The sequence below is a fragment of the Sulfuriferula sp. genome, from assembly GCF_054605375.1.
Map to the genome: position 1 here is coordinate 1 of NZ_JBTSEG010000013.1, position 25,074 is coordinate 25,074.

Below are 25,074 nucleotides of genomic sequence, written 5' to 3' on the forward strand. Positions count from 1 at the left end.
GATGGGGTGATTGTGTCGTACGACAGCATGATGGTATTTACCGGCAATGCCAATCCCCGGCTAGCCGCAGACGTGGTGCGCCACCTTAATATACATCTGGGGCGCGCGACGGTTGCGCGGTTTTCCGATGGCGAGGTGATGGTTGAATTGCTAGAGCACGTGCGCGGCAAGGACGTGTTCGTACTGCAATCCACGTGCGCGCCTACCAACGATAGCTTGATGGAAATTATGGTGATGGTCGATGCTTTGCGGCGCGCTTCGGCCGGGCGTATCACGGCAGCGATACCGTATTTTGGTTATGCGCGCCAGGATCGCCGTCCGCGTTCTGCGCGGGTGGCAATCACGGCCAAGGTGGTCGCCAACATGCTGGCCAGTGCGGGTGTGGATCGGCTGCTGACCATGGATCTGCATTCGGATCAGATTCAGGGCTTTTTCGATATACCGGTCGACAATATTTATGCCTCCCCGATCCTGTTGGGTGATGTGTGGAAAAAATCCTACCCTGATTTGATTGTTGTGTCGCCCGACGTAGGGGGTGTGGTGCGCGCAAGGGCTTTGGCGAAGCGCCTCGAATCGGATCTTGCCATTATTGACAAGCGCCGTCCCAAGCCCAATGTGGCCAAGGTGATGAATATAATCGGCGACGTGGACGGTCGGACCTGCGTCATCATGGACGACCTGGTAGATACCGCCAATACCTTGTGCGAGGCTGCACAAGCCTTGAAAGACAAGGGCGCCAAACGTGTGCTGGCCTATTGTACCCATCCTGTATTGTCCGGTACGGCTGTACAGCGCATCGAGAATTCCGCGATAGATGAATTGGTGGTAACAGACACCATTCCGTTGCGCGAAGAAGCCAAGAACTCATCCCGCATTCGCCAGCTTTCGGTTGCGGAATTGTTGGCGGAAACCATGCGCCGTATCAGCAACGATGATTCGGTCAGTTCGTTGTTTATGGAATAAGTTTTAGTGAGGTACGCATGCGTGCTTCACGCCTCTGTAGCCTGGTCGCGGGTACGGGGTAATCAGACGAAGTCTGCGTTGAGCGGGTTTGGTCATTTTGACTGGAGTAAATCATGGAAGTAATTGCTAACAAACGAGACGTACAGGGTAAGGGTGCGAGCCGCCGCCTGCGTCGCCAGGGCAAAACCCCCGGTGTGGTGTATGGTGCAGGCAAAGAGGCTGTCAATATCGAGCTCGATCACAATACGCTGTTTTACGCGCTCAAGCGCGAGGCTTTCCACGCGTCGATTCTTACCTTGGCTATCGATGGCGTCAAAGAAGCCGTGCTCTTGCGCGACTACATCATGCACCCGTTTCGCATGGAAGTTCAGCACATCGATTTCCAGCGCGTAGACAAAACTCAAAAAATCCACGTCAAAGTGCCATTGCATTTTGTCAACGCTGACATCGCGCCCGGTGTGAAACTGGCTTCCGGCGTCGTCACCCACATCATGACGGATCTGAACGTATCATGTCTGGCTGATAATCTGCCGGAATACATTGAGGTGGATTTGGCGGACTTGCAAGCTGGTCATTCCATTCATCTTTCACAGTTGAAGTTACCCAAGGGTGTGGAGCTTTCCAGCCATAAGGGTGACGATTCGGCTGTGGTCACCATCGTGATTCCGCGTGGTGCGGTAGCAGAGGATGCGGCTGAGCCGACTGAAGCTGCACCAGCTTCGGCCACGCCTCCTGCCGCTTAATGCGCTGAATTATATCGTTTCGTGACCGCCCTGCGACTGATTGTAGGACTGGGCAATCCGGGGCGAGAATATACGCGTACCCGGCATAATGCCGGGTTCTGGTGGATAGAGCGTTGTGCCGAAGATTTGCGCATCATGCTTAAACCGGAAGGTCGCTATTTTGGTATCGCCGGGCGTGGAAACACCGCGTCCGGCGAAGTTTTTTTATTGCAGCCGCAAACTTTTATGAATGCAAGCGGTAAGGCGGTAGCCGCGTTGGCACGGTTTTATAAAATCGAACCCGCGCAGTTGCTGGTGGTGCATGACGAACTGGATTTGGCGCCGGGAGTTGCGCGGCTGAAAATGGGGGGTGGTCATGGCGGACACAATGGTCTCAAGGATATCGCCGCTCAGCTTGGCAGTCGGGATTTCTGGCGGCTGCGTCTGGGGATTGGCCATCCAGGTGAAAAAAACCAAGTGGTAAATTATGTTTTAAACCCGCCGCGTACAGATGAGTTGACGCAAATCGAAGATGCCGTCACCAATTCATTGCATGTATTGCCCGACATGTTGCGGGGTGATTTTTCTGTTGCCATGCTTAAATTGCACACACAAACCAAATAAATCATGAGTCTCAAATGTGGAATTGTCGGCTTGCCAAACGTGGGCAAGTCCACCCTGTTCAATGCCTTGACGCGCGCTGGCATTGCTGCCGAGAACTATCCCTTCTGTACTATCGAACCTAACACTGGCGTAGTTGAGGTGCCTGATTCGCGTCTGGCTCAGTTGGCTCAGATCGTCAAGCCGGAACGTGTGCTGCCTGCCATTGTCGAGTTTGTGGATATTGCCGGATTGGTGGCGGGTGCTTCAAAAGGTGAGGGTCTGGGTAACCAGTTTCTGGCCAATATCCGTGAAACCGACGCTATTACTCATGTGGTGCGCTGCTTCGAAGATGATAATGTCATCCATGTGGCGGGTAAGGTAGATCCCATTTCCGACATTGAAACCATCCAGACCGAGCTGGCGTTAGCGGATCTGGGCACGCTGGAAAAAGCCTTTATACGCTACCAGAAAGCGGCTCGTTCGGGCGACAAGGAAGCGGCGAAGTTGGTAAGCTTGCTCGATGAGACACGGGCGCATCTCGATCAGGGCAAGCCGGTATACGCCATGAACCTGGATGCCGAACAGCAGGCCTTGCTCAAGCCGTTGTGCCTGCTTACCGCCAAACCGGTGCTCTACGCGGCCAATGTGGATGAGCAGGGTTTTGACAATAATCCACTGCTGGAGCGGGTGCGTGAATTTGCCGCGCGCGAGGGCGCGCCCGTGGTGGTGGTGTGTGCGGCTTTGGAAGCGGAAATGGTCGATATGGATGACGCTGATAAGCAGGCGTTTCTGGCGGACTTGGGGCAATCCGAACCCGGTTTAAACCGGCTGATTCGCGCTGCATACGAATTACTTGGCCTGGAAACCTACTTCACCGCAGGGGTGAAGGAGGTGCGTGCCTGGACAATTCACAAAGGTAGTACTGCTCCGCAGGCGGCTGGAGTTATTCATACCGATTTCGAGCGCGGATTTATCCGTGCTGAGGTCACTGGTTATAATGATTTTATTGCTTGCAAAGGTGAGCATGGGGCAAAAGAAGCCGGAAAAATGCGTTTGGAAGGCAAGGAATATCTGGTAAAAGATGGCGACGTGATGCATTTCCGCTTTAACGTTTGACAAAAGTAGCGATTATTGAGATAATTTTCGGCTTGTTTTGGAGGGGTTCCCGAGCGGTCAAAGGGATCAGACTGTAAATCTGACGGCTCAGCCTTCGAAGGTTCGAATCCTTCCCCCTCCACCAGAATTTGGGTGGTTTTGATGTTGCGGATCGCGCGTGCGGTCATGTCGGGAAAGCATCATCCGGCAATGTGTGCGGGTGTAGCTCAATGGTAGAGCAGAAGTTTTCCAAACTTACGACGAGGGTTCGATTCCCTTCACCCGCTCCAGTTTATTGGCTGTCCGTTGTTTAGTTTGATGGGCGCCTCCGAGCCCATGTAGCTCAGTGGTAGAGCACTCCCTTGGTAAGGGAGAGGCCACGTGTTCAATCCACGTCATGGGCACCACAAGTTTTTGTAATGTTTGTAGCGATCGTTTACGGCGAGAGGATAGATATCATGGCAAAAGGCAAGTTTGAGCGAACCAAGCCCCACGTCAACGTAGGGACGATAGGTCACGTTGACCACGGCAAGACCACCCTGACGGCGGCGATCAGCACCATCCTGTCGAAGAAATTTGGTGGAGAAGCCAAGAACTACGCAGACATTGACTCGGCCCCGGAAGAAAAGGCGCGCGGCATCACCATCAACACCGCCCACGTCGAATACGAGACCGAGAAACGCCACTACGCCCACGTCGACTGCCCGGGCCACGCCGACTACATCAAGAACATGATCACCGGCGCCGCGCAAATGGACGGCGCCATCCTGGTTGTCTCCGCCGCCGACGGCCCCATGCCGCAGACGCGCGAACACATCCTGCTGGCGCGCCAGGTTGGCGTCCCCTACATCATCGTCTACATGAACAAAGCCGACATGGTCGACGACGCCGAACTGCTCGAACTGGTTGAAATGGAAGTGCGCGAACTGCTCAGCAAATACGACTTCCCGGGCGACGACACCCCGATCATCATCGGCTCCGCCCTCAAAGCGCTGGAAGGCGACCAGTCCGACATTGGCGAACCCTCCATCCACAAACTGGCCGCCGCCCTCGACAGCTACATCCCCGATCCGGAGCGCGCCATCGACGGCGCCTACCTGATGCCCGTAGAAGACGTCTTCTCCATCTCCGGGCGCGGCACCGTCGTCACCGGTCGTATTGAGCGCGGCATCATCAAGGTTGGTGAAGAAGTCGAGATCGTCGGCCTCAAGCCCACCATCAAGACCACCTGCACCGGCGTTGAAATGTTCCGCAAGCTGCTCGACCAGGGACAAGCAGGCGACAACGTCGGCGTCCTGCTGCGCGGCACCAAGCGCGAAGACGTCGAGCGTGGCCAGGTGTTGGCCAAGCCCGGCTCGATCAACCCGCACACCAAGTTCAGCGCCGAGATCTACGTGCTGAGCAAGGATGAGGGCGGCCGGCACACCCCATTCTTCAACGGCTACCGGCCGCAGTTCTTCTTTCGGACCACCGACGTGACCGGCGCGGTTGAACTGCCGGCCGGCACCGAAATGGTGATGCCGGGCGACAACGTATCGGTGACGGTAGCGCTGATTGCGCCGGTGGCGATGGAAGAAGGTCTGCGCTTCGCGATTCGCGAAGGTGGCCGTACCGTCGGTGCGGGTGTGGTGGCGAAAATCGTCGAGTAAAAGTAATTACCCGGCAGCTGGCGCGAGTGATTTCGCGCGGGGTGTCGGGTTGATTCTAGGCCAGTAGCTCAATTGGCAGAGTGTCGGTCTCCAAAACCGAAGGTTGGGGGTTCGAGGCCCTCCTGGCCTGCCACTATATAACGGGAGCGTGACCATCTCACTGATGTTGGTGAGTCTCACAGGGTTCATATGACCGACAAAATCAAGTTGCTGGCTGCCGTGCTGATGGTTATCGCGGGCATTGCCGGCTTTTATTATTTAGCAGACAGCCCGTCGGTGGTTCGTTTGGGTGCCATTCTGCTTGGCTTTGCGCTGGCAATTGCGATTTTCTGGTTCACGCAAGCGGGGCGGCAATTTTTTGCATTCAGTCAGGAGTCGGTGGTCGAGGCGCGTAAAGTGGTTTGGCCGACGCGTAAAGAAACCATACAGACCACGGGTATTGTGTTCGCATTTGTTGTGGTAATGGCGTTGTTCCTCTGGCTGGTGGATGCAGGGTTGTTGTGGGCGGTGAAATTACTGATGGGGCAGAGCACATGAGTATGCGCTGGTATGTAGTGCACGCCTATTCCGGGTTTGAGAAGAGCGTACAGCGCAATCTCAAGGAACGCATCGAGCGTGCCGGAATGCAGGACAAATTTGGTGAGATTCTGGTGCCGGTGGAAGAAGTGGTCGAAATGAAGTCCGGTCAGAAATCAATTTCCGAGCGCAAGTTTTTCCCGGGCTATGTCCTGGTGCAGATGGAAATGAATGATGAAACCTGGCATTTGATCAAGAATACTACCAAAGTTACCGGATTTGTTGGCGGTTCCGCCATGAAGCCTACGCCGATTACGGAAAAAGAAGTCGAAGCGATTCTGCATCAGATACAGGAAGGCGTGGAAAAGCCGCGGCCAAAAGTCCTGTTTGAAGTGGGCGAGGCGGTACGGGTGACCGAAGGTCCGTTCAATGATTTTCACGGCAATGTGGAAGATGTCAATTATGACAAGAGCAAGTTGCGAGTGTCGGTGCTGATTTTTGGCCGCGCTACGCCGGTTGAACTGGATTTCAGTCAAGTAGAAAAAGCCTGATATTTGAGTTGATGGCGGTATGCCGCCAGTTTTGTGCAACGGGGAGGATCGTGCAGTCGCCGACGATCCGTTAGAACCCATCTTTAGGAGTGTAGCAAGTGGCAAAAAAAATCGTTGGCTACGTCAAGCTGCAAGTGCCTGCGGGCAAGGCAAATCCCAGCCCGCCTATCGGGCCGGCGCTGGGTCAGCGCGGTCTGAACATCATGGAATTCTGCAAGGCATTCAATGCCCAGACTCAAGGCATGGAGCCGGGCTTGCCGATTCCTGTGGTTATTACCGCCTTCGCAGACAAGAGCTTCACCTTCGTGATGAAGACCCCGCCTGCCACTATCCTGATCAAAAAGGCGGCAGGCATACAAAAGGGTAGTCCAAAGCCGCATACGGATAAAGTGGGCAAGCTGACGCGCGCCCAGGCAGAGGATATTGCCAAGGCAAAAATGCCGGATCTGACTGCAGCTGATATGGATGCTGCAGTGCGTATTATTGCAGGTAGCGCCCGCAGCATGGGTATTGAAGTGGAGGGCGTATAAATGGCCAAGCTGTCCAAACGCCAACAGGCAATCCAGTCAAAAATTGACCGTACCAAAACTTACCCGGTAAACGACGCCCTGGGTCTGGTAAAAGAAACTGCCACAGCCAAATTTGACGAATCCGTGGACGTGGCCATCAACCTTGGTGTGGATGCGCGTAAATCCGACCAATTGGTCCGTGGCTCCGTGGTGTTGCCCCGCGGTACCGGTAAAACGGTGCGTGTTGCAGTGTTTGCCCAGGGCGAGGCTGCCAAGGCTGCATTGGAAGCGGGTGCTGATATCGTTGGTTTCGATGATCTGGCTGCCGAGATCAAAGCTGGCCGCATGGATTTTGACGTGGTAATCGCCAGCCCCGACGCCATGCGAGTGGTAGGCCAGCTCGGCCAGGTGCTGGGGCCGCGCGGTTTGATGCCTAACCCGAAAGTCGGCACCGTGACCCCCGATGTTGCAGGCGCGGTGAAAAATGCGCGTGCCGGTCAGGTGCAATACCGTACCGATAAGGGCGGCATTGTGCAATGCACCATCGGACGTGCCTCGTTCGAAGTGGAAGCGCTGCGTGAAAATCTGGCCGCGCTGGTGGATGCGCTGTCCAAAGCGCGCCCTGCCAATGCCAAGGGTGTGTACATGAAGAAAATTTCTGTATCCAGCACCATGGGTGTTGGCGTACGGATAGATCACGCCAGTCTGGCGGCGCAATAATTGTTAACAGCCGGGGCGCGTCAGCGTCCCAGGCAGAACTTTGGGCTGTGGGTACGAAAGTGCCGACAGGTTGTCAAAGACCGTTGGGGTTGTGGTGTAAACGACAGGAGTTTTTTGTCGAATGTACCCGATTTAATTTTCAGGATGGTTATGTTAAGTCCTGATCCCAACGCAGATGGCGTGCCCCGATACAGGAAAAGCTTGGTAGTTGTTTCTCCTGATGAAAGGTCGCCGACTCTCGGCTTTATTGGGGTTTCTCCCCCGATAACGGCCGGTGTTTATTGAAGGAGGTAAGACCTTGAGTCTGAATCTAGAGGAAAAGAAGGCAGTGGTAGCCGAGCTGGGTGCCGAACTGGCAAATGCCCAGACGGTGGTCGTGGCTGAATACCGGGGCATCGGTGTTGTGGGCATGACTGCTTTGCGTGCCAAGGCTAGAGCTAATGGCGTGTATTTGAGGGTGTTGAAAAACACCTTGGCGCGTCGTGCGGTTGCCGGGACACCGTTTGCTGGCCTGACCGACCATCTGGTTGGGCCGTTGGCATACGGCATTTCCAAAGACCCGGTAGCTGCTGCAAAAGTGCTTTCGGATTTTGCCAAAGCTAACGACAAGATCGTTGTCAAGGCGGGCGCAATGGCCAATTATGTGATGTCTGCCAAAGATGTCTCGAATCTGGCCAACATGCCAAGCCGCGACGAGTTGCTGGCGAAACTGATGGGCACCATGCAGGCACCGATTACCCAGTTTGTGCGTACGCTCAACGAGGTTCCGACCAAGTTTGTGCGTGGGCTGGCTGCGGTACGCGACAAGCAAACGGCTTGAGCTATTGGCGGCGCATTATGGCGCCGTATTGAACCAATTTAAAACTTTTCAATCAGGAGAAATATTATGGCTTTATCTAAAGCTGACATTCTGGATGCCATCGCTGGCATGACTGTGCTTGATCTGTCCGAACTGATCAAGGAAATGGAAGAGAAATTTGGCGTGTCTGCTGCCGCTGCTGCTGTGGCTGTTGCTGCTGCGCCTGCCGCTGCTGCTGCCGCTGAAGAAAAAACCGAGTTTGATGTGATTCTGACCGGCGCTGGCGAAAACAAAGTGAACACCATTAAAGTGGTGCGCACCATTACCGGCCTGGGTCTGAAAGAAGCTAAAGATTTGGTTGACGGCGCTCCCAAGGCTGTTAAAGAAGGCGTTTCCAAGGCAGAAGCCGAGGCCGTCCAGAAGCAACTGGTGGAGGCTGGCGCGACTTGCGAAGTCAAGTAATTACGCACCAAACAACACAATTTCTGTCATTGGCCGGGTATACCCGGTCAATGCAGAATGCACAAGACAGAGGCTCAACATCAAGGCGGATTAGTCGTGTGTTGTCTTTTGTCTTTTGTTTTCTGCGCAGGGCCCTCTAGGAGAATCCATGAGTTACTCATTCACCGAGAAAAAACGCATCCGGAAAAGTTTCGCGAAGCGCGCAAGCATCCTCCAAGTGCCTTTTTTGCTGGCCACCCAAATTGATTCCTTCAGGGCTTTTCTGCAAGCCGATGTCAAGGCTGACAGTCGAGCCAATGAGGGTTTGCAGGCCGCATTCACTTCGATTTTCCCCATTTCCAGCCATTCCGGTAATGCCAAGCTGGATTTCGTCAGCTATGTGCTGGGTGAGCCGCCATTCGACATGGTGGAATGCCAGCAGCGCGGTTTGACTTATGCTGCGCCGTTGCGGGCCAAAGTGCGCTTGACCATCATGGATCGCGAGGCGTCCAAGCCGACAGTGAAAGAAGTCAAGGAGCAGGAAGTGTACATGGGCGAGATTCCGCTCATGACACCTACCGGCTCATTCATTATCAACGGCACAGATCGCGTGATTGTGTCGCAATTGCACCGTTCGCCGGGCGTATTTTTTGAGCATGACCGTGGCAAGACGCATAGCTCCGGAAAGCTGCTATTCTCGGCACGGATAATTCCATATCGCGGCTCCTGGCTGGATTACGAATTTGATGCCAAGGATTACCTGTATTTCCGTATTGACCGCCGTCGCAAGATGCCCGTGACCACGCTGCTCAAAGCGCTGGGTTACAACAACGAGCAGATTCTTGCGGAATTCTTTACCACTGATACCTTTCACTTTGCCAAGAAGGGCGTGCAGTTCGAGCTGGTGCCGGATCGCCTGCGCGGCGAGATTGCGCGCTTCGACATTGTGGACAAAAAGAATGCGGTGATTGTCCCCAAAGACAAGCGCATTACCGTCAAACATATTCGCATGATGCAAGAAGCCGGCCTGACCAAAATCGCGGTGCCGGAAGAATATGTGCTCGGGCGGGTGCTGTCGGTCAATGTGGTGGATAAGGATAGCGGCGAAATTATTGCCAATGCCAACGACGAAATCACCGAGGAGTTACTCGAAAAGCTGCATGCGGCAGGCATCGCCAAGATTAACACCATCTATACCAATGACCTGGACCAGGGTGCCTATATTTCCGGCACGCTGCGCACCGACGAAACCCCAGACCAGTATGCGGCGCGAGTCGCGATCTACCGCATGATGCGTCCAGGCGAGCCGCCTACCGAAGATGCGGTGGAAGCGCTGTTCAAAGGTTTGTTCTTCAATGAAGATCGCTATGATCTGTCTGCTGTCGGGCGGATGAAGTTCAACCGTCGTGTTGGTCGCGACGAATTGGAAGGCGCCGGGATTCTGAGCACCGAAGATATTGTCGCTGTGATCAAGATACTGGTGGAATTGCGTAACGGACGTGGCGAGATCGACGATATCGATCACCTCGGCAACCGGCGTGTGCGTAGTGTCGGCGAGTTGGCTGAGAACCAGTTCCGTGCCGGCTTGGTGCGTGTCGAGCGTGCAGTGAAAGAGCGGCTGTCGCAAGCGGAATCGGAAAACCTGATGCCGCATGATCTGATCAATGCCAAGCCGGTATCGGCAGCCGTGAAAGAGTTCTTCGGTTCCAGTCAGCTGTCCCAGTTTATGGACCAGACCAATCCGTTGTCAGAGATCACCCACAAACGCCGTGTTTCTGCGCTGGGCCCTGGCGGATTGACGCGCGAGCGTGCCGGCTTCGAAGTGCGCGACGTGCATCCGACCCACTATGGCCGCGTTTGCCCGATTGAAACCCCGGAAGGTCCGAACATCGGACTGATCAATTCCTTGGCGTTGTTTGCGCGGACCAATAAATACGGTTTTCTCGAAACACCTTATCGCAAGGTGGAAAATAGCAAGGTAACAGATCAGATCGAGTATCTGTCTGCCATCGAGGAAAGCAAGTACGTCATTGCCCAGGCCAACGCGGAACTGGACAAGAATGGCAAATTCACCAGCGAAATCGTGTCGTGCCGGCACAAGAATGAATTCGAACTGGCCAGTCCGGACCGTATCCAGTATATGGACGTGGCGCCGTCACAGATCGTTTCTGTGGCCGCTTCGCTGATTCCGTTCCTCGAGCATGACGACGCCAACCGTGCATTGATGGGCTCGAACATGCAGCGCCAGGCGGTACCCTGTCTGCGTGCCGAAAAATCGCTGGTCGGGACGGGTATCGAGCGTACCGCTGCGGTAGACTCCGGCACCACGGTGCAGGCGCGGCGCGGTGGCGTGGTGGATTACGTGGACGCCGGCCGCATCGTGGTGCGCGTCAGCGACGAAGAAGCTACCGCCGGTGAGGTGGGTGTGGATATCTACACCCTCATCAAATACATGCGTTCCAATCAGAACACCAACATTAACCAGCGTCCGCTGGTCAAGGTGGGCGATATCCTTGCGCGTGGCGATGTCATTGCCGATGGCGCATCGACCGACATGGGCGAATTGGCATTGGGGCAAAACCTGCTGGTTGCATTCATGCCATGGAACGGCTTCAACTTTGAAGATTCGATCCTGATTTCGGAACGCGTGGTGGCGGAAGATCGCTATACCTCCATCCATATTGAAGAGTTGACGGTCGTTGCGCGCGATACCAAGTTGGGACCGGAAGAAATTACCCGTGACATATCCAATCTGTCTGAGCGCATGCTCGGGCGTCTGGACGAATCCGGTATTTGCTACATCGGTGCCGAAGTGGAAGCGGGCGACGTGCTGGCAGGCAAGGTCACGCCGAAGGGTGAAACCCAGCTCACGCCGGAAGAAAAGTTGCTGCGCGCCATTTTTGGTGAAAAAGCCTCCGACGTTAAGGACACATCGTTGCGCGTACCGTCTGGTATGGCGGGTACGGTGATCGACGTGCAAGTCTTCACGCGCGAAGGTATCGAACGCGATGCCCGTGCCAAGCAGATCATCGATAGCCAGTTGTCCGAATATAAAAAGGACATGGCTGACCGTATGCGCATCGTCGAAGAAGACGCATTCGCCCGCTTGCAGCGGCTGCTGAAAAACAAAGTTGTCAAAGGCGGTCCTAAAAAACTGGCCAAGGACAGCAAGATTACCCAGGAATATCTGGATAGCCTGAATCGTTATGACTGGTTTGATATTCGCCTGGCTGACGATGAGGCCAGCCGTCAGATGGAATCGCTCAAGGATAGTCTGGATCAAAAACGTATCGAGTTTGATGCGATGTTTGAAGAGAAGAAGAAAAAGCTCACCGCTGGTGACGAGTTGCCGCCCGGTGTGCAAAAGATGGTGAAAGTGTACGTGGCAGTCAAACGCCGCCTGCAACCCGGCGATAAGATGGCCGGCCGTCACGGCAACAAGGGCGTGGTCTCCAAAATCGTTCCTATCGAGGACATGCCGTTCATGGCGGATGGTACGCCGATGGATATCGTGCTGAACCCGCTGGGCGTTCCTTCGCGTATGAACGTCGGACAGATTCTGGAAACCCATCTGGGCTGGGCCGCCAAAGGGCTCGGCAAAAAGATTGACAACATGTTGCAGGCACAGAAAAAAGTGGCTGATGTGCGCAAGTTTCTCACCAAGATCTACAACGCCACAGGCAAGTCGGAAGATCTCGCCAGCTTTAGCGATGAAGAAATCATCGAACTGGCGCGTAACCTGCGCGGTGGCGTGCCCTTTGCCACACCGGTATTCGACGGTGCCAACGAAGCCGAGATCAAGGACATGCTGGAACTGGCGGACCTGCCGCGTAGCGGTCAGATCACGCTGAGTGATGGCCGCACCGGTGAGGCGTTTGACCGGCCGGTGACGGTTGGTTACATGCACGTGCTTAAACTGCATCACCTGGTGGATGACAAGATGCACGCGCGTTCAACCGGACCTTACAGTCTGGTGACTCAGCAGCCATTGGGTGGTAAGGCGCAGTTCGGTGGTCAGCGTTTTGGCGAGATGGAGGTGTGGGCGCTGGAAGCCTATGGTGCCGCCTATGTGCTGCAGGAAATGCTTACGGTGAAATCCGACGACGTGACCGGACGTACCAAGGTGTATGAGAACATCGTCAAGGGTGAGCACAAGATTGAAGCGGGTATGCCGGAATCCTTCAACGTGTTGGTGAAAGAGATCCGTTCCCTGGCAATCGATATTGATTTGGAGCGTTACTGACGGCGGATAGTTTGTTCGCCGGTTGATGCCGGCGTTAATCCGCTGTAAGCCACTAAGCTCTGGAGGAAACTATGAAAGCACTGCTCGATTTATTCAAACAGGTTACTCAGGAAGAAGAATTTGACGCGATCAAAATCGGTCTTGCGTCGCCTGATAAAATTCGTTCCTGGTCGTATGGTGAAGTTAAAAAGCCCGAAACCATCAACTACCGCACCTTCAAGCCCGAGCGCGACGGTTTGTTCTGCGCCAAAATTTTCGGCCCGGTAAAAGATTACGAATGTTTGTGCGGCAAATACAAGCGCCTCAAGCACCGCGGTGTGATTTGCGAGAAATGCGGTGTGGAAGTCACCTTGTCCAAGGTGCGTCGCGAGCGCATGGCGCACATCGAACTGGCCAGTCCGGTGGCGCATATCTGGTTCCTTAAATCCCTGCCGTCGCGTCTGGGCATGGTGCTGGACATGACCCTGCGCGACATCGAGCGAGTGCTGTATTTTGAAGCTTACGTGGTGACCGATCCCGGCATGACGCCGCTCAACCGTGCGCAGTTGCTGACCGAAGATGACTATCTCGCCAAAGTCGAAGAATACGGCGACGAATTCAAGGCCTACATGGGCGCGGAAGGGATTCGTGACCTGCTCAAGAGTATCGATATCTACAGCGAGGCAGAAACGCTGCGCAACGATCTGGCCAAGACCGGCTCGGACACCAAGATCAAGAAGCTATCCAAGCGCCTGAAGGTGATCGAGGCGTTCCAGAAATCCGGTATCAAACCCGAGTGGATGGTGCTGGAAGTGCTGCCGGTGCTGCCCCCCGAGCTACGCCCGCTGGTGCCGCTGGATGGTGGCCGTTTCGCCACTTCCGACCTGAACGATCTGTATCGTCGCGTGATTAACCGTAACAACCGCCTGAAGCGCCTGCTTGAACTCAAGGCGCCTGAAATCATCGTGCGCAACGAAAAACGCATGCTGCAGGAAGCGGTGGATTCGTTGATGGACAACGGTCGTCGCGGCAAGGCCATGACTGGCGCCAACAAGCGTCCGCTGAAATCGCTCGCCGACATGATTAAAGGCAAGGGTGGCCGATTCCGCCAGAACCTGTTGGGAAAACGCGTCGACTACTCGGGCCGCTCGGTCATCGTGGTGGGCCCGCAACTCCGCCTGCATCAGTGTGGTCTGCCCAAGAAAATGGCGCTGGAGCTATTCAAACCGTTCATTTTCCACAAGCTGGAAGTGATGGGACTGGCGACCACCATCAAGGCAGCAAAACGTATGGTGGAAACCGAAGAGCCCGTGGTATGGGACATCCTCGAAGACGTCATTCGCGAACACCCGGTGATGTTGAACCGTGCACCGACCTTGCACCGTCTGGGTATCCAGGCGTTTGAGCCGACGCTGATCGAAGGTAAGGCGATCCAGCTGCATCCGCTGGTGTGTGCGGCGTTTAACGCCGACTTCGACGGCGACCAGATGGCTGTGCACGTACCGCTGTCGCTGGAAGCGCAGATGGAGTGCCGCACTTTGATGCTGGCCTCCAATAACGTGCTGTCGCCTGCCAACGGCGAGCCGATTATCGTGCCATCGCAGGATATCGTGCTGGGCTTGTACTACATGACCCGCGAGCGCGTGAATGCGCGTGGCGAGGGCATGATGTTTGCCGACGTCGATGAAGTGTCGCGTGCTTACGAGTCGCGCCAGGTGGAGCTGAACGCCAAGGTGATGGTGCGTATCAAGGAAGCGTATTACGACGAGCAGGGTGAGCGTGCGGAAAAAATCACACGCTACGAAACGACCGTGGGCCGTTCGCTGCTGTCCGAAATTCTGCCGATTGGCCTGTCGTTTACCCACGTCAACAAGATTCTCAAGAAGAAAGAAATTTCCAAGCTCATCAACGCCAGTTTCCGTCGTTGCGGCTTGCGCCAGACGGTGATTTTTGCCGACAAGCTGATGTATACAGGCTTTACCTACGCTACGCGCGGTGGCATGTCGATTTGCGTGGATGACATGCTGGTGCCGACGCAGAAACAGGACATCATCAGCGCTTCCGAAAAAGAAGTGCAGGAAATCGAGGCGCAATATACCTCTGGTCTGGTGACTCAGGGCGAGCGCTATAACAAGGTTGTGGACATCTGGGGCCGTGCCGGCGATCAGGTGGCCAAGGCCATGATGACGCAACTTGGCAGCGAACCCGTGACCACGCGTGACGGAGTGGAAACCACCCAGGAATCATTCAACGCTATTTACATGATGGCCGACTCTGGTGCACGCGGTTCGGCTGCGCAGATTCGCCAGTTGGCGGGCATGCGCGGTTTGATGGCGAAACCGGACGGCTCGATTATCGAAACGCCGATTACTGCGAACTTCCGCGAAGGCCTCAACGTACTGCAGTACTTCATCTCGACTCACGGCGCACGCAAGGGTTTGGCCGATACCGCATTGAAGACGGCCAACTCGGGCTACCTGACCCGTCGTCTGGTGGACGTGACTCAGGATCTGGTGGTGATCGAAGACGATTGCGGTACCCGTGAAGGTCTGGTGCTGAAAGCGCTGGTGGAAGGTGGCGAAGTCATTGAGCCGTTGCGTGAGCGTGTTCTGGGCCGCGTCACCGCGCTGGATGTGATTCACCCGGAAACCGGCGAGACGGTGATTGATGTTGGCACCTTGCTGGATGAAGATGCCGTTGAGCGTATCGAGGCGCTGGGGGTCGACGAGGTGAAGGTACGTACCGCACTCACCTGCGATACACGCTATGGCCTGTGCGCCAAGTGCTATGGCCGAGACCTGGGTCGTGGCCATCTGGTGAATGTGGGTGAGGCGGTGGGCGTCATCGCTGCGCAGTCCATCGGCGAGCCGGGCACCCAGCTCACCATGCGTACTTTCCACATCGGTGGCGCCGCATCGCGTGCCGCTGTAGCCAGCCAGCTGGAATGTAAATCGGCCGGCGTGGTGAATTACAGCCCGGCGATGCGTTATGTAACCAGCGCCAAAGGCGAAATGATTGCGATTGTGCGTAGTGGCGAGATTATCATCATGGGCGACAATGGCCGCGAACGTGAGCGTCACAAGGTGCCATACGGTGCGATCCTCAGCGTCAAGGATGGTGTCAAAGCCAAAGCTGGCCAGATATTGGCCACCTGGGATCCGCATACGCGCCCCATCATTACTGAATATGCCGGCCGCGTGCGTTTCGAGAACGTTGAGGAAGGTTCGACGGTTGCCAAGCAGATCGATGATGTGACGGGTTTGTCAGCACTGGTTGTCATTGATCCAAAGCGTCGCGTGGGTGCCGCTGTCAAAGGTTTGCGTCCACAGGTAAAGCTGCTCGATGCCAAAGGTAATGAAGTAAAAATGACGGGCACTGAAACACCGGTCAATATCACTTTCCAGATCAGCTCCATTATTACGGTGAAAGATGGCCAGGACGTGGGTGTCGGCGAAGTGCTGGCGCGTATTCCACAGGAAACATCTAAAACCCGTGATATTACCGGCGGCCTGCCACGTGTCGCTGAATTGTTTGAGGCACGTTCGCCTAAAGATGCGGGTGTGCTGGCTGCCGTCACCGGCACCGTTTCGTTCGGTAAAGATACCAAGGGCAAGCAGCGTCTGGTGATTACCGATTTTGATGGTGTAGCGCATGAATATCTGATTTCGAAAGAAAAACATGTCACCGCGCACGATGGTCAAGTGGTCAACAAGGGCGAAATGATTGTGGATGGCCCGGTTGACCCGCATGACATCCTGGGTTTGAAGGGCGTAGAGGCTTTGTCGCGTTACATCACGGACGAAGTTCAGGATGTATACCGTCTGCAGGGTGTCAAAATCAACGACAAGCACATCGAAGTGATTGTTCGGCAAATGTTGCGTCGCGTCAATGTGGCCGATGCCGGTGATACGCGCTTTATTCAGGGCGAGCAGGTTGAGCGTGCAGAGTTACTGGCTGAAAACGAGCGTGTGGAGGCCGAGGGCAAGCAGCCGGCTATTTTCACTTATGTATTGCTGGGTATTACAAAGGCGTCGCTGTCAACGGATTCGTTCATATCCGCAGCATCGTTCCAGGAAACTACGCGGGTATTGACAGAGGCTGCAATTATGGGCAAGAAGGACGATCTGCGCGGGCTCAAGGAAAACGTTATTGTGGGTCGTTTGATTCCGGCTGGTACGGGTCTGGCCTATCACACTACCCGTCGTCGTCAGAAGCTGGGCGAGGATATGGGTTCGGACACGGCCTTTACTGAAGGCGAAGATAGCGCGGCTGGAAGCGAGCAGGTGGCTTGACAATTTGGTCATAAGCCCCTAGAATCCACCGTCTTTTTTACCGGTCTGTAATTTTGCTCAGCCGGACAGCTTTGACGGGACGGCGTAATGCCGTCCCCGTTGTTTAAAGCGGCCTGAATCAGGGTCGAAAGCGGAACAACCATACTTGGGAAACGAAATAGCATGCCAACAATCAATCAATTAGTGCGCAAACCCCGCGTCGCCAAGCGTGTTAAAAGCAAGGTGCCAGCGCTGGAAGCTTGTCCACAAAAACGCGGCGTATGTACCCGTGTGTATACCACTACCCCAAAAAAGCCTAACTCTGCGCTACGCAAGGTCGCCCGGGTTCGTCTTACCAATGGTTTCGAAGTCAGCAGCTATATTGGTGGTGAGGGCCATAACCTGCAGGAACACTCGGTGGTTCTGATTCGTGGTGGTCGTGTCAAGGATTTGCCGGGTGTGCGCTATCACACCGTGCGCGGCAGTCTGGATACAGCGGGGGTTAAAGATCGTAAGCAGAGTCGCTCCAAATACGGCGCCAAGCGTCCCAAGAAAGCCTAAGAGGTTTGCGTTTTTGGTGTTGGGTTGCGTAGAGCGCGACGCGCGCCACCAAGTTCAGCACTGAAAATTTGTATTCAATATTGAGGTAAGCCATGCCAAGACGTAGAGAAGTTCCCAAGCGCGACATATTGCCAGATCCGAAGTTTGCCAGCCAGGATGTGGCCAAGTTTGTTAACGTACTGATGTCAAGCGGGAAAAAATCTGTTGCCGAGCGGATTATTTACGGCGCATTCGCACAGATTAGCCAAAAAAGCGGTAAAGACCCGCTGGAAATATTCACGCTTGCGTTGTCCAATATTCGTCCGGTGGTTGAGGTGAAAAGCCGACGCGTTGGTGGTGCCAACTATCAGGTGCCGGTTGAAGTGCGTCCCGCGCGCCGTTCTGCATTGGCAATGCGCTGGCTGAAAGAGGCGGCGCGTAAACGCGGGGAAAAATCCATGGGCTTCAGGTTGGCTGGAGAGTTGATGGATGCGGCTGAAGGACGCGGCGGTGCAATGAAGAAACGTGATGAAGTGCACCGCATGGCTGAGGCCAACAAGGCGTTCTCGCATTTCCGTTTCTAAGGTTTTTAAGATTAATGGCTGGCCGCATGACGCCGGCACTAACTGGGTAGTAATAAAGTGGCTCGCAAAACTCCTCTAGAACGTTATCGCAATATCGGAATCAGCGCGCATATTGATGCGGGCAAAACCACGACTACGGAACGCATCCTGTACTACACAGGTGTATCGCACAAGATCGGCGAGGTGCACGACGGTGCTGCGACCATGGACTGGATGGAGCAGGAACAGGAGCGGGGCATCACGATTACTTCGGCTGCGACAACATGCTTCTGGAAAGGCATGGAGAGCAATTATCCGGAGCATCACATCAACATCATTGACACGCCGGGCCACGTAGACTTCACCATTGAAGTCGAGCGTTCCATGCGTGTGCTGGATGGTGCATGTATGGTCTACTGTGCGGTAGGTGGCGTGCAGCCTCAATCCGAGACGGTGTGGCGTCAGGCTAATAAATATCGCGTGCCACGGCTGGCGTTTGTCAACAAAATGGACCGTACAGGAGCCAATTTCCTGAAGGTCTATGAGCAAATGCGTTTGCGGCTGAAGGCGAATGTGGTGCCTATTCAGTTGCCAATCGGCGCTGAAGAGAAGTTCGAGGGTGTTGTTGATCTGGTCAAAATGAAAGCCATTTACTGGGATGATTCAACCCAGGGCATGAAATTTGATGAGCGCGAAATCCCGGCGCACATGCTGGCTGAGTGTGAATCTTGGCGTGAAAAAATGGTTGAGGCTGCGGCTGAGGCCTCCGAAGGATTGATGAACAAGTACCTTGAAGAAGGTGACTTGAGTATGGCTGAAATCAAGAGTGCGCTACGCATCCGTACCATTGCCAGCGAAATCATGCCGATGTTGTGCGGCTCCGCCTTCAAAAACAAGGGTGTGCAGGCCATGCTCGACGCGGTGATCGACTACCTGCCTTCCCCGTTGGATGTGCCGCCCGTTAAAGGTGAGCTTGAAAATGGCGAGCAGGGCGAACGCAAGGTGTCGGATGACGAGCCGTTCTCGGCTCTGGCATTCAAGATCATGACTGATCCATTTGTTGGGCAGCTGATTTTCTTTCGGGTCTACTCCGGCACCATGAAATCCGGGGATACGATATACAACCCAATCAAGGGCAAAAAAGAACGCATTGGCCGCATTCTGCAGATGCACGCCAACCAGCGTGCGGAAATCAAGGAAGTGCATGCTGGCGATATTGCGGCCGCAGTGGGTTTGAAAGAGGCTACGACAGGCGATACGCTGTGCGATCTGAACAAGACCATCATTCTGGAGCGAATGATATTCCCGGAGCCGGTGATTCACGTAGCGGTCGAGCCTAAAACCAAGGCAGACCAGGAAAAAATGGGTATGGCGCTGAATCGCCTGGCTCAGGAAGATCCATCTTTTCGTGTGCGTACTGACGAAGAATCGGGCCAGACCATTATTTCCGGTATGGGTGAATTGCACCTGGAAATTCTGGTGGATCGCATGCGACGCGAGTTTGGTGTAGAAGCCAACGTGGGCGCACCGCAGGTGGCTTACCGCGAGGCCATCAAGAAAACGGTTGAGGTTGAAGGCAAGTTCGTCAAACAGTCGGGTGGTAAAGGTCAATACGGTCATGTCTGGCTCAAGATGGAGCCCAATGAGGCCGGCAAAGGCTTTGAATTTGTCGATGCAATTAAGGGTGGTACTGTACCGCGCGAATTTATTCCTGCAGTGGAAAAGGGTCTGCGCGAAACATTGCCGAATGGTGTGCTGGCTGGCTTCCCTGTGGTTGACGTCAAGGTTACCTTGTTTGACGGTTCCTATCATGACGTAGACTCCAACGAAAACGCTTTCAAGATGGCTGCTTCGATGGGTTTCAAGGATGGTATGCGTAAAGCCACCCCGGTTCTGCTTGAGCCAATGATGGCGGTAGAAGTGGAAACACCTGAAGACTACATGGGAGACGTGATGGGTGATTTATCGTCGCGCCGCGGCATGATTCAGGGTATGGAAGATTTGCCGAGCGGCAAGGCAATCAAGGCCGAGGTGCCGCTTGCCGAGATGTTTGGTTATTCCACTACATTGCGTTCCATGAGCCAGGGGCGTGCGACCTACAGCATGGAATTCAAACATTATTCAGAGGCGCCAAAAAACGTCGCTGAAGCGATTGTCAACAAGAAATAACGTCAGATTTAGAGGATAGATATCATGGCAAAAGGCAAGTTTGAGCGAACCAAGCCCCACGTCAACGTAGGGACGATAGGTCACGTTGACCACGGCAAGACCACCCTGACGGCGGCGATCAGCACCATCCTGTCGAAGAAATTTGGTGGAGAAGCCAAGAACTACGCAGACATTGACTCGGCCCCGGAAGAAAAGGCGCGCGGCATCACCATCAACACCGCCCACGTCGAATACGAGACCGAGAAACGCCACTACGCCCACGTCGACTGCCCGGGCCACGCCGACTACATCAAGAACATGATCACCGGCGCCGCGCAAATGGACGGCGCCATCCTGGTTGTCTCCGCCGCCGACGGCCCCATGCCGCAGACGCGCGAACACATCCTGCTGGCGCGCCAGGTTGGCGTCCCCTACATCATCGTCTACATGAACAAAGCCGACATGGTCGACGACGCCGAACTGCTCGAACTGGTTGAAATGGAAGTGCGCGAACTGCTCAGCAAATACGACTTCCCGGGCGACGACACCCCGATCATCATCGGCTCCGCCCTCAAAGCGCTGGAAGGCGACCAGTCCGACATTGGCGAACCCTCCATCCACAAACTGGCCGCCGCCCTCGACAGCTACATCCCCGATCCGGAGCGCGCCATCGACGGCGCCTACCTGATGCCCGTAGAAGACGTCTTCTCCATCTCCGGGCGCGGCACCGTCGTCACCGGTCGTATTGAGCGCGGCATCATCAAGGTTGGTGAAGAAGTCGAGATCGTCGGCCTCAAGCCCACCATCAAGACCACCTGCACCGGCGTTGAAATGTTCCGCAAGCTGCTCGACCAGGGACAAGCAGGCGACAACGTCGGCGTCCTGCTGCGCGGCACCAAGCGCGAAGACGTCGAGCGTGGCCAGGTGTTGGCCAAGCCCGGCTCGATCAACCCGCACACCAAGTTCAGCGCCGAGATCTACGTGCTGAGCAAGGATGAGGGCGGCCGGCACACCCCATTCTTCAACGGCTACCGGCCGCAGTTCTTCTTTCGGACCACCGACGTGACCGGCGCGGTTGAACTGCCGGCCGGCACCGAAATGGTGATGCCGGGCGACAACGTATCGGTGACGGTAGCGCTGATTGCGCCGGTGGCGATGGAAGAAGGTCTGCGCTTCGCGATTCGCGAAGGTGGCCGTACCGTCGGTGCGGGTGTGGTGGCGAAAATCGTCGAGTAAAAGTAATTGCTGAAAAGTGCGAAAGGGCGGTATAATTCCGCCTTTTCGCGTTTGATGTTCCGCTCTTTAGGGTACTGCTATGCAAAACCAGAAAATTCGTATCCGCCTCAAGGCGTTTGATTACCGCCTCATTGACCAGTCCGCGCTCGAAATTGTGGAGACTGCGAAACGTACGGGTGCAGTGGTGAAAGGCCCGGTCCCATTGCCTACCTCGATTGAACGTTTTGACGTATTGCGCTCGCCTCACGTCAACAAGACATCGCGTGACCAGTTTGAAATCCGTACCCATTTGCGTTTGATGGACATTATTGATCCCACAGACAAGACTGTGGATGCGTTGATGAAGCTGGATTTGCCGGCGGGTGTAGAAGTGGAAATCAAGGTTTAATCAAGTTTGTATCCGTGCCGGGCGGTTTTCCCGGGGATAAAAAAATGCCGGTCAATTGAAATCGGCGCCTTTTTGCTAAGGATAGAAAAATGAGTTTAGGACTCGTCGGTCGCAAGATCGGCATGACCCGGCTATTTGCCGAGGACGGCTCCACCGTTCCGGTTACGGTGCTGGATGTGTCGAACAATCGTGTGACTCAGATCAAAACCCCCGCCATTGATGGCTACGCAGCGGTGCAAGTGGCTTATGGCGTGCGCCGCGCCAGCAGAGTGACCAAGGCGGAAGCGGGTCATCTAGCCAAGGCTGCCGTGGAAGCGGGCTCGCTTCTCAAGGAATTTCGCCTGACGGATGCCGATGCTGCTTCTTTGCAGTTGGGCGGTGTGGTCAGCGTGGAGATTTTTCAGGCCGGGCAGTTGGTGGATGTGACTGGTACAACGCAGGGTAAGGGTTATGCCGGTGTTATCAAGCGTCACCACTTCTCTTCCAACCGTGCGTCGCACGGTAACTCGCGTTCGCATAATGTGCCTGGTTCGATTGGTCAGGCACAGGATCCGGGTCGCGTTTTTCCGGGCAAGCGAATGACCGGTCATCTGGGCGCGGTTCAGCGTACCGTGCAAAAGCTCGAAGTTGTGCGTATCGATACCGAGCGTCAGTTAATCCTGATCAAAGGCGCTGTGCCCGGATCCAAGGGTGGGCACGTGGTTGTGCGCCCCAGTGTGAAGGTGGGTGCATAATGGAACTCAAGGTAATTAACGAGCAAGGCAAGGCGACCAGCACGCTGGTTGCGTCAGACGAATTGTTTGGTCGCGAATACAACGAAGCGTTGGTGCACCAGGTGGTTACTGCCTATATGGCGAATGCCCGCAGTGGCGATCGTGCACAAAAGGATCGTCGCACCGTCAAACACAGTACCAAAAAGCCATGGCGCCAAAAAGGTACGGGCCGTGCGCGTTCCGGTATGACATCCAGCCCGATATGGCGTGGAGGTGGTCGTGCTTTTCCGAATAGTCCTGATGAGAATTTCACGCAAAAGGTCAATCGCAAGATGTACCGTGCGGGCGTAGCTTCGATTCTGTCCAAATTGGCCAGCGATGGGCGTTTATCGGTGGTGGAGAGTATGTCCATGGCTGCTCCCAGGACCAAGGACCTGGCGAACAGATTGAAGGGGATGGGTTTGGGTCGCGTCATGATTGTGACTGATGATCTGGATGATAATTTGTGGATGTCCTCGCGCAACCTGCCTAATGTGCTGGTGGTTGAAGTGCGTCACATTGACCCGGTTAGCATGGCGCATTTTGATAATGTGCTGATGACCAAAAATGCGGTCAAGATGGTTGAGGAGATGCTGGCATGAGTCCCGTTAAATTCAATGATGCGCGTTTGATGCAGGTTATTCTGGCACCACAGGTGTCAGAAAAAAGCACTTATGTTGCTGATAAATATGAGCAGGTAATTTTCCGTGTGGCTTCAGATGCGACCAAGCCGGAGGTTAAGGCTGCGGTCGAGTTGTTGTTCAAGGTACAGGTTGAAAGTGTGCAGATTGCCAACGTCAAGGGCAAGCAGAAGCGCTTTGGCCGTTTCATGGGTCGTCGTAGCGACTGGAAAAAAGCCTTTGTCTGCCTGAAGCCTGGGCAGGAAATCAACTTCACGGCCGGGCAGTAGGAGTAGAAAATGGCACTGATTAAAGTTAAACCAACTTCCCCCGGCCGTCGCGCCGTCGTCAAGGTTGTCACACCCGGTTTGCATAAAGGCAAGCCGCTTGCTTCCTTGGTTGAAAGCAAAAGCAAAACTGCGGGGCGTAACAATAACGGTCACATTACCACGCGTCACATGGGGGGCGGTCATAAGCAGCATTATCGTCTGGTGGATTTTCGCCGCAACAAGGATGGCATTGCGGCGAAAGTCGAGCGCCTGGAATACGACCCCAACCGCAGCGCCCATCTGGCTTTGCTGTGTTACGCGGATGGTGAGCGTCGCTACGTGATAGCCCCCAAGGGGATCGAAGCCGGCATGCAGCTGATGAATGGCTCCGATGCGCCTATCAAGGCCGGTAACACTCTGCCGCTGCGCAATATTCCGGTCGGTACTACCGTGCATTGCGTTGAAATGCTGCCGGGCAAAGGAGCGCAGATTGCACGTTCCGCGGGCACTTCGGTGCAATTGCTGGCGCGTGAAGGAAGTTATGCCCAGCTGCGTCTGCGTTCTGGCGAGATTCGTAAAGTTCACGTCGACTGCCGCGCCACGATTGGTGAAGTAGGTAATGGCGAACATTCCTTGCGCTCCCTGGGTAAGGCAGGTGCAACTCGTTGGCGTGGCATTCGTCCGACCGTGCGCGGTGTGGTGATGAACCCGGTTGATCACCCGCATGGTGGTGGTGAGGGTAAAACCGCAGCAGGTCGTCACCCGGTCAGTCCATGGGGTGTGCCAGCGAAAGGCTTCCGTACGCGCCGTAATAAGCGTACCAGCGGCATGATCGTGCGCCGTCGTCATAAACGTTAAAGGGTAGATAGCTATGCCACGTTCAGTTAAAAAAGGCCCGTTTGTTGACGATCATCTGCAGAAAAAAGTAGATGCGGCGCGCGCGGGTAATGATAAGCGTCCAATTAAGACCTGGTCGCGTCGTTCTACGGTACTCCCGGATTTTATTGGATTGACAATCGCGGTCCACAACGGCAAGCAGCATGTACCCGTGTTCATTTCCGAAAACATGGTAGGTCACAAGCTGGGTGAGTTTTCGCTGACTCGTACCTTCAAAGGACACGCAGCAGACAAGAAAGCCAAGAGATAGGAGCCATGATGAGAGTATCTGCAGTATTACGAGGCAGTCACATGTCGGCGCAAAAAGGCCGTTTGGTGGCTGATCAAATTCGCGGCCTGCCAGTGGATAAAGCCCTCAATATCCTGGCTTTCAGCCCCAAAAAAGGTGCTGGCGTGATCAAGAAGGTGCTGGAGTCGGCAATAGCCAATGCCGAGCACAATGAAGGCGCGGACATCGATGAGCTAAAAGTCGCTGTCATCACCGTTGATCAGGGCCCTTCCATGAAGCGATTTATGGCGCGTGCCAAAGGTCGCGGCAACCGTATCAACAAGCAGACTTGTCACATTGTTGTGACGGTTGGCGACGAATAAGGAACGGCA

The 25,074-nt window shown here is 54.9% G+C and carries 24 protein-coding genes and 4 tRNA genes; all 28 read left to right on the forward strand.

Annotated features, from left to right (window positions below; genetic code table 11):
* Positions 1-12 precede the first annotated feature (12 nt).
* Positions 13-963, forward strand: coding sequence for a ribose-phosphate pyrophosphokinase (locus ACYCZJ_RS08850; protein WP_461553943.1), 951 nt, complete (start codon positions 13-15; stop codon positions 961-963).
* 113 nt (positions 964-1,076) lie between these two features.
* Positions 1,077-1,706 (forward strand): 50S ribosomal protein L25/general stress protein Ctc, encoded by a 630-nt coding sequence (locus ACYCZJ_RS08855; protein WP_461553869.1) that lies wholly within the window; start codon positions 1,077-1,079, stop codon positions 1,704-1,706.
* Positions 1,707-1,727: 21 nt separating this feature from the next.
* Positions 1,728-2,309: an aminoacyl-tRNA hydrolase gene (gene pth / locus ACYCZJ_RS08860; protein WP_461553870.1), complete on the forward strand. Its 582-nt coding sequence runs from the start codon at positions 1,728-1,730 to the stop codon at positions 2,307-2,309.
* A 3-nt stretch (positions 2,310-2,312) separates the two neighbouring features.
* Positions 2,313-3,404, forward strand: a complete 1,092-nt coding sequence (gene ychF, locus ACYCZJ_RS08865) for a redox-regulated ATPase YchF (RefSeq protein WP_461553871.1) — start codon at positions 2,313-2,315, stop codon at positions 3,402-3,404.
* A 39-nt stretch (positions 3,405-3,443) separates the two neighbouring features.
* A tRNA-Tyr gene (locus ACYCZJ_RS08870) sits at positions 3,444-3,528 on the forward strand.
* Between the two features lie 71 nt (positions 3,529-3,599).
* A tRNA-Gly gene (locus tag ACYCZJ_RS08875) sits at positions 3,600-3,673 on the forward strand.
* 42 nt (positions 3,674-3,715) lie between these two features.
* A tRNA-Thr gene (locus ACYCZJ_RS08880) sits at positions 3,716-3,790 on the forward strand.
* Between the two features lie 51 nt (positions 3,791-3,841).
* Positions 3,842-5,032 carry an elongation factor Tu gene (gene tuf, locus ACYCZJ_RS08885; protein WP_461553872.1) on the forward strand — a complete coding sequence of 397 codons (1,191 nt, stop codon included), beginning with the start codon at positions 3,842-3,844 and terminating at the stop codon, positions 5,030-5,032.
* Between the two features lie 57 nt (positions 5,033-5,089).
* A tRNA-Trp gene (locus ACYCZJ_RS08890) sits at positions 5,090-5,165 on the forward strand.
* Positions 5,166-5,221: 56 nt separating this feature from the next.
* Positions 5,222-5,569, forward strand: coding sequence for a preprotein translocase subunit SecE (gene secE, locus ACYCZJ_RS08895; protein WP_461553873.1), 348 nt, complete (start codon positions 5,222-5,224; stop codon positions 5,567-5,569).
* Complete coding sequence (nusG, locus tag ACYCZJ_RS08900) at positions 5,566-6,099, forward strand: transcription termination/antitermination protein NusG (protein ID WP_461553874.1); 534 nt, start codon at positions 5,566-5,568, stop codon at positions 6,097-6,099. Before secE ends, nusG begins: the two co-directional genes overlap by 4 nt.
* A gap of 98 nt (positions 6,100-6,197) precedes the next feature.
* Positions 6,198-6,629 carry a 50S ribosomal protein L11 gene (gene rplK, locus ACYCZJ_RS08905; protein ID WP_124705458.1) on the forward strand — a complete coding sequence of 144 codons (432 nt, stop codon included), beginning with the start codon at positions 6,198-6,200 and terminating at the stop codon, positions 6,627-6,629.
* A complete protein-coding gene (gene rplA, locus ACYCZJ_RS08910; RefSeq protein WP_124705459.1) occupies positions 6,630-7,328 on the forward strand; it encodes a 50S ribosomal protein L1 in 699 nt (232 codons plus the stop codon).
* A gap of 298 nt (positions 7,329-7,626) precedes the next feature.
* Entirely contained in the window at positions 7,627-8,148 is a 522-nt protein-coding gene (rplJ, locus tag ACYCZJ_RS08915; protein WP_124705460.1) for a 50S ribosomal protein L10, read from the forward strand.
* Positions 8,149-8,214: 66 nt separating this feature from the next.
* Positions 8,215-8,589 (forward strand): 50S ribosomal protein L7/L12, encoded by a 375-nt coding sequence (gene rplL / locus ACYCZJ_RS08920; protein WP_461553875.1) that lies wholly within the window; start codon positions 8,215-8,217, stop codon positions 8,587-8,589.
* 148 nt (positions 8,590-8,737) lie between these two features.
* Positions 8,738-12,811, forward strand: a complete 4,074-nt coding sequence (gene rpoB, locus ACYCZJ_RS08925; RefSeq protein ID WP_461553876.1) for a DNA-directed RNA polymerase subunit beta — start codon at positions 8,738-8,740, stop codon at positions 12,809-12,811.
* A gap of 71 nt (positions 12,812-12,882) precedes the next feature.
* Entirely contained in the window at positions 12,883-17,082 is a 4,200-nt protein-coding gene (rpoC, locus tag ACYCZJ_RS08930; RefSeq protein WP_461553877.1) for a DNA-directed RNA polymerase subunit beta', read from the forward strand.
* A 162-nt stretch (positions 17,083-17,244) separates the two neighbouring features.
* Complete coding sequence (gene rpsL / locus ACYCZJ_RS08935; RefSeq protein WP_124705464.1) at positions 17,245-17,622, forward strand: 30S ribosomal protein S12; 378 nt, start codon at positions 17,245-17,247, stop codon at positions 17,620-17,622.
* A gap of 92 nt (positions 17,623-17,714) precedes the next feature.
* A complete protein-coding gene (rpsG, locus tag ACYCZJ_RS08940) occupies positions 17,715-18,185 on the forward strand; it encodes a 30S ribosomal protein S7 (protein ID WP_147075042.1) in 471 nt (156 codons plus the stop codon).
* A gap of 57 nt (positions 18,186-18,242) precedes the next feature.
* A complete protein-coding gene (gene fusA, locus ACYCZJ_RS08945) occupies positions 18,243-20,333 on the forward strand; it encodes an elongation factor G (RefSeq protein ID WP_461553878.1) in 2,091 nt (696 codons plus the stop codon).
* Between the two features lie 24 nt (positions 20,334-20,357).
* Entirely contained in the window at positions 20,358-21,548 is a 1,191-nt protein-coding gene (gene tuf / locus ACYCZJ_RS08950) for an elongation factor Tu (protein WP_461553872.1), read from the forward strand.
* Positions 21,549-21,627: 79 nt separating this feature from the next.
* Positions 21,628-21,936, forward strand: a complete 309-nt coding sequence (gene rpsJ / locus ACYCZJ_RS08955) for a 30S ribosomal protein S10 (RefSeq protein ID WP_124705151.1) — start codon at positions 21,628-21,630, stop codon at positions 21,934-21,936.
* 89 nt (positions 21,937-22,025) lie between these two features.
* On the forward strand, positions 22,026-22,670 hold the full coding sequence (rplC, locus tag ACYCZJ_RS08960; RefSeq protein ID WP_461553879.1) for a 50S ribosomal protein L3: 645 nt from the start codon (positions 22,026-22,028) through the stop codon (positions 22,668-22,670).
* Positions 22,670-23,290, forward strand: coding sequence for a 50S ribosomal protein L4 (rplD, locus tag ACYCZJ_RS08965; RefSeq protein ID WP_461553880.1), 621 nt, complete (start codon positions 22,670-22,672; stop codon positions 23,288-23,290). The genes rplC and rplD overlap by 1 nt, the downstream gene beginning before the upstream one ends.
* Positions 23,287-23,598, forward strand: coding sequence for a 50S ribosomal protein L23 (gene rplW, locus ACYCZJ_RS08970; RefSeq protein WP_461553881.1), 312 nt, complete (start codon positions 23,287-23,289; stop codon positions 23,596-23,598). Before rplD ends, rplW begins: the two co-directional genes overlap by 4 nt.
* A 9-nt stretch (positions 23,599-23,607) precedes the next feature.
* Entirely contained in the window at positions 23,608-24,435 is an 828-nt protein-coding gene (gene rplB, locus ACYCZJ_RS08975) for a 50S ribosomal protein L2 (RefSeq protein ID WP_461553882.1), read from the forward strand.
* 13 nt (positions 24,436-24,448) lie between these two features.
* Complete coding sequence (gene rpsS, locus ACYCZJ_RS08980; protein WP_124705146.1) at positions 24,449-24,724, forward strand: 30S ribosomal protein S19; 276 nt, start codon at positions 24,449-24,451, stop codon at positions 24,722-24,724.
* A gap of 8 nt (positions 24,725-24,732) precedes the next feature.
* Entirely contained in the window at positions 24,733-25,065 is a 333-nt protein-coding gene (gene rplV / locus ACYCZJ_RS08985; RefSeq protein ID WP_461553944.1) for a 50S ribosomal protein L22, read from the forward strand.
* Positions 25,066-25,074: the final 9 nt, after the last annotated feature.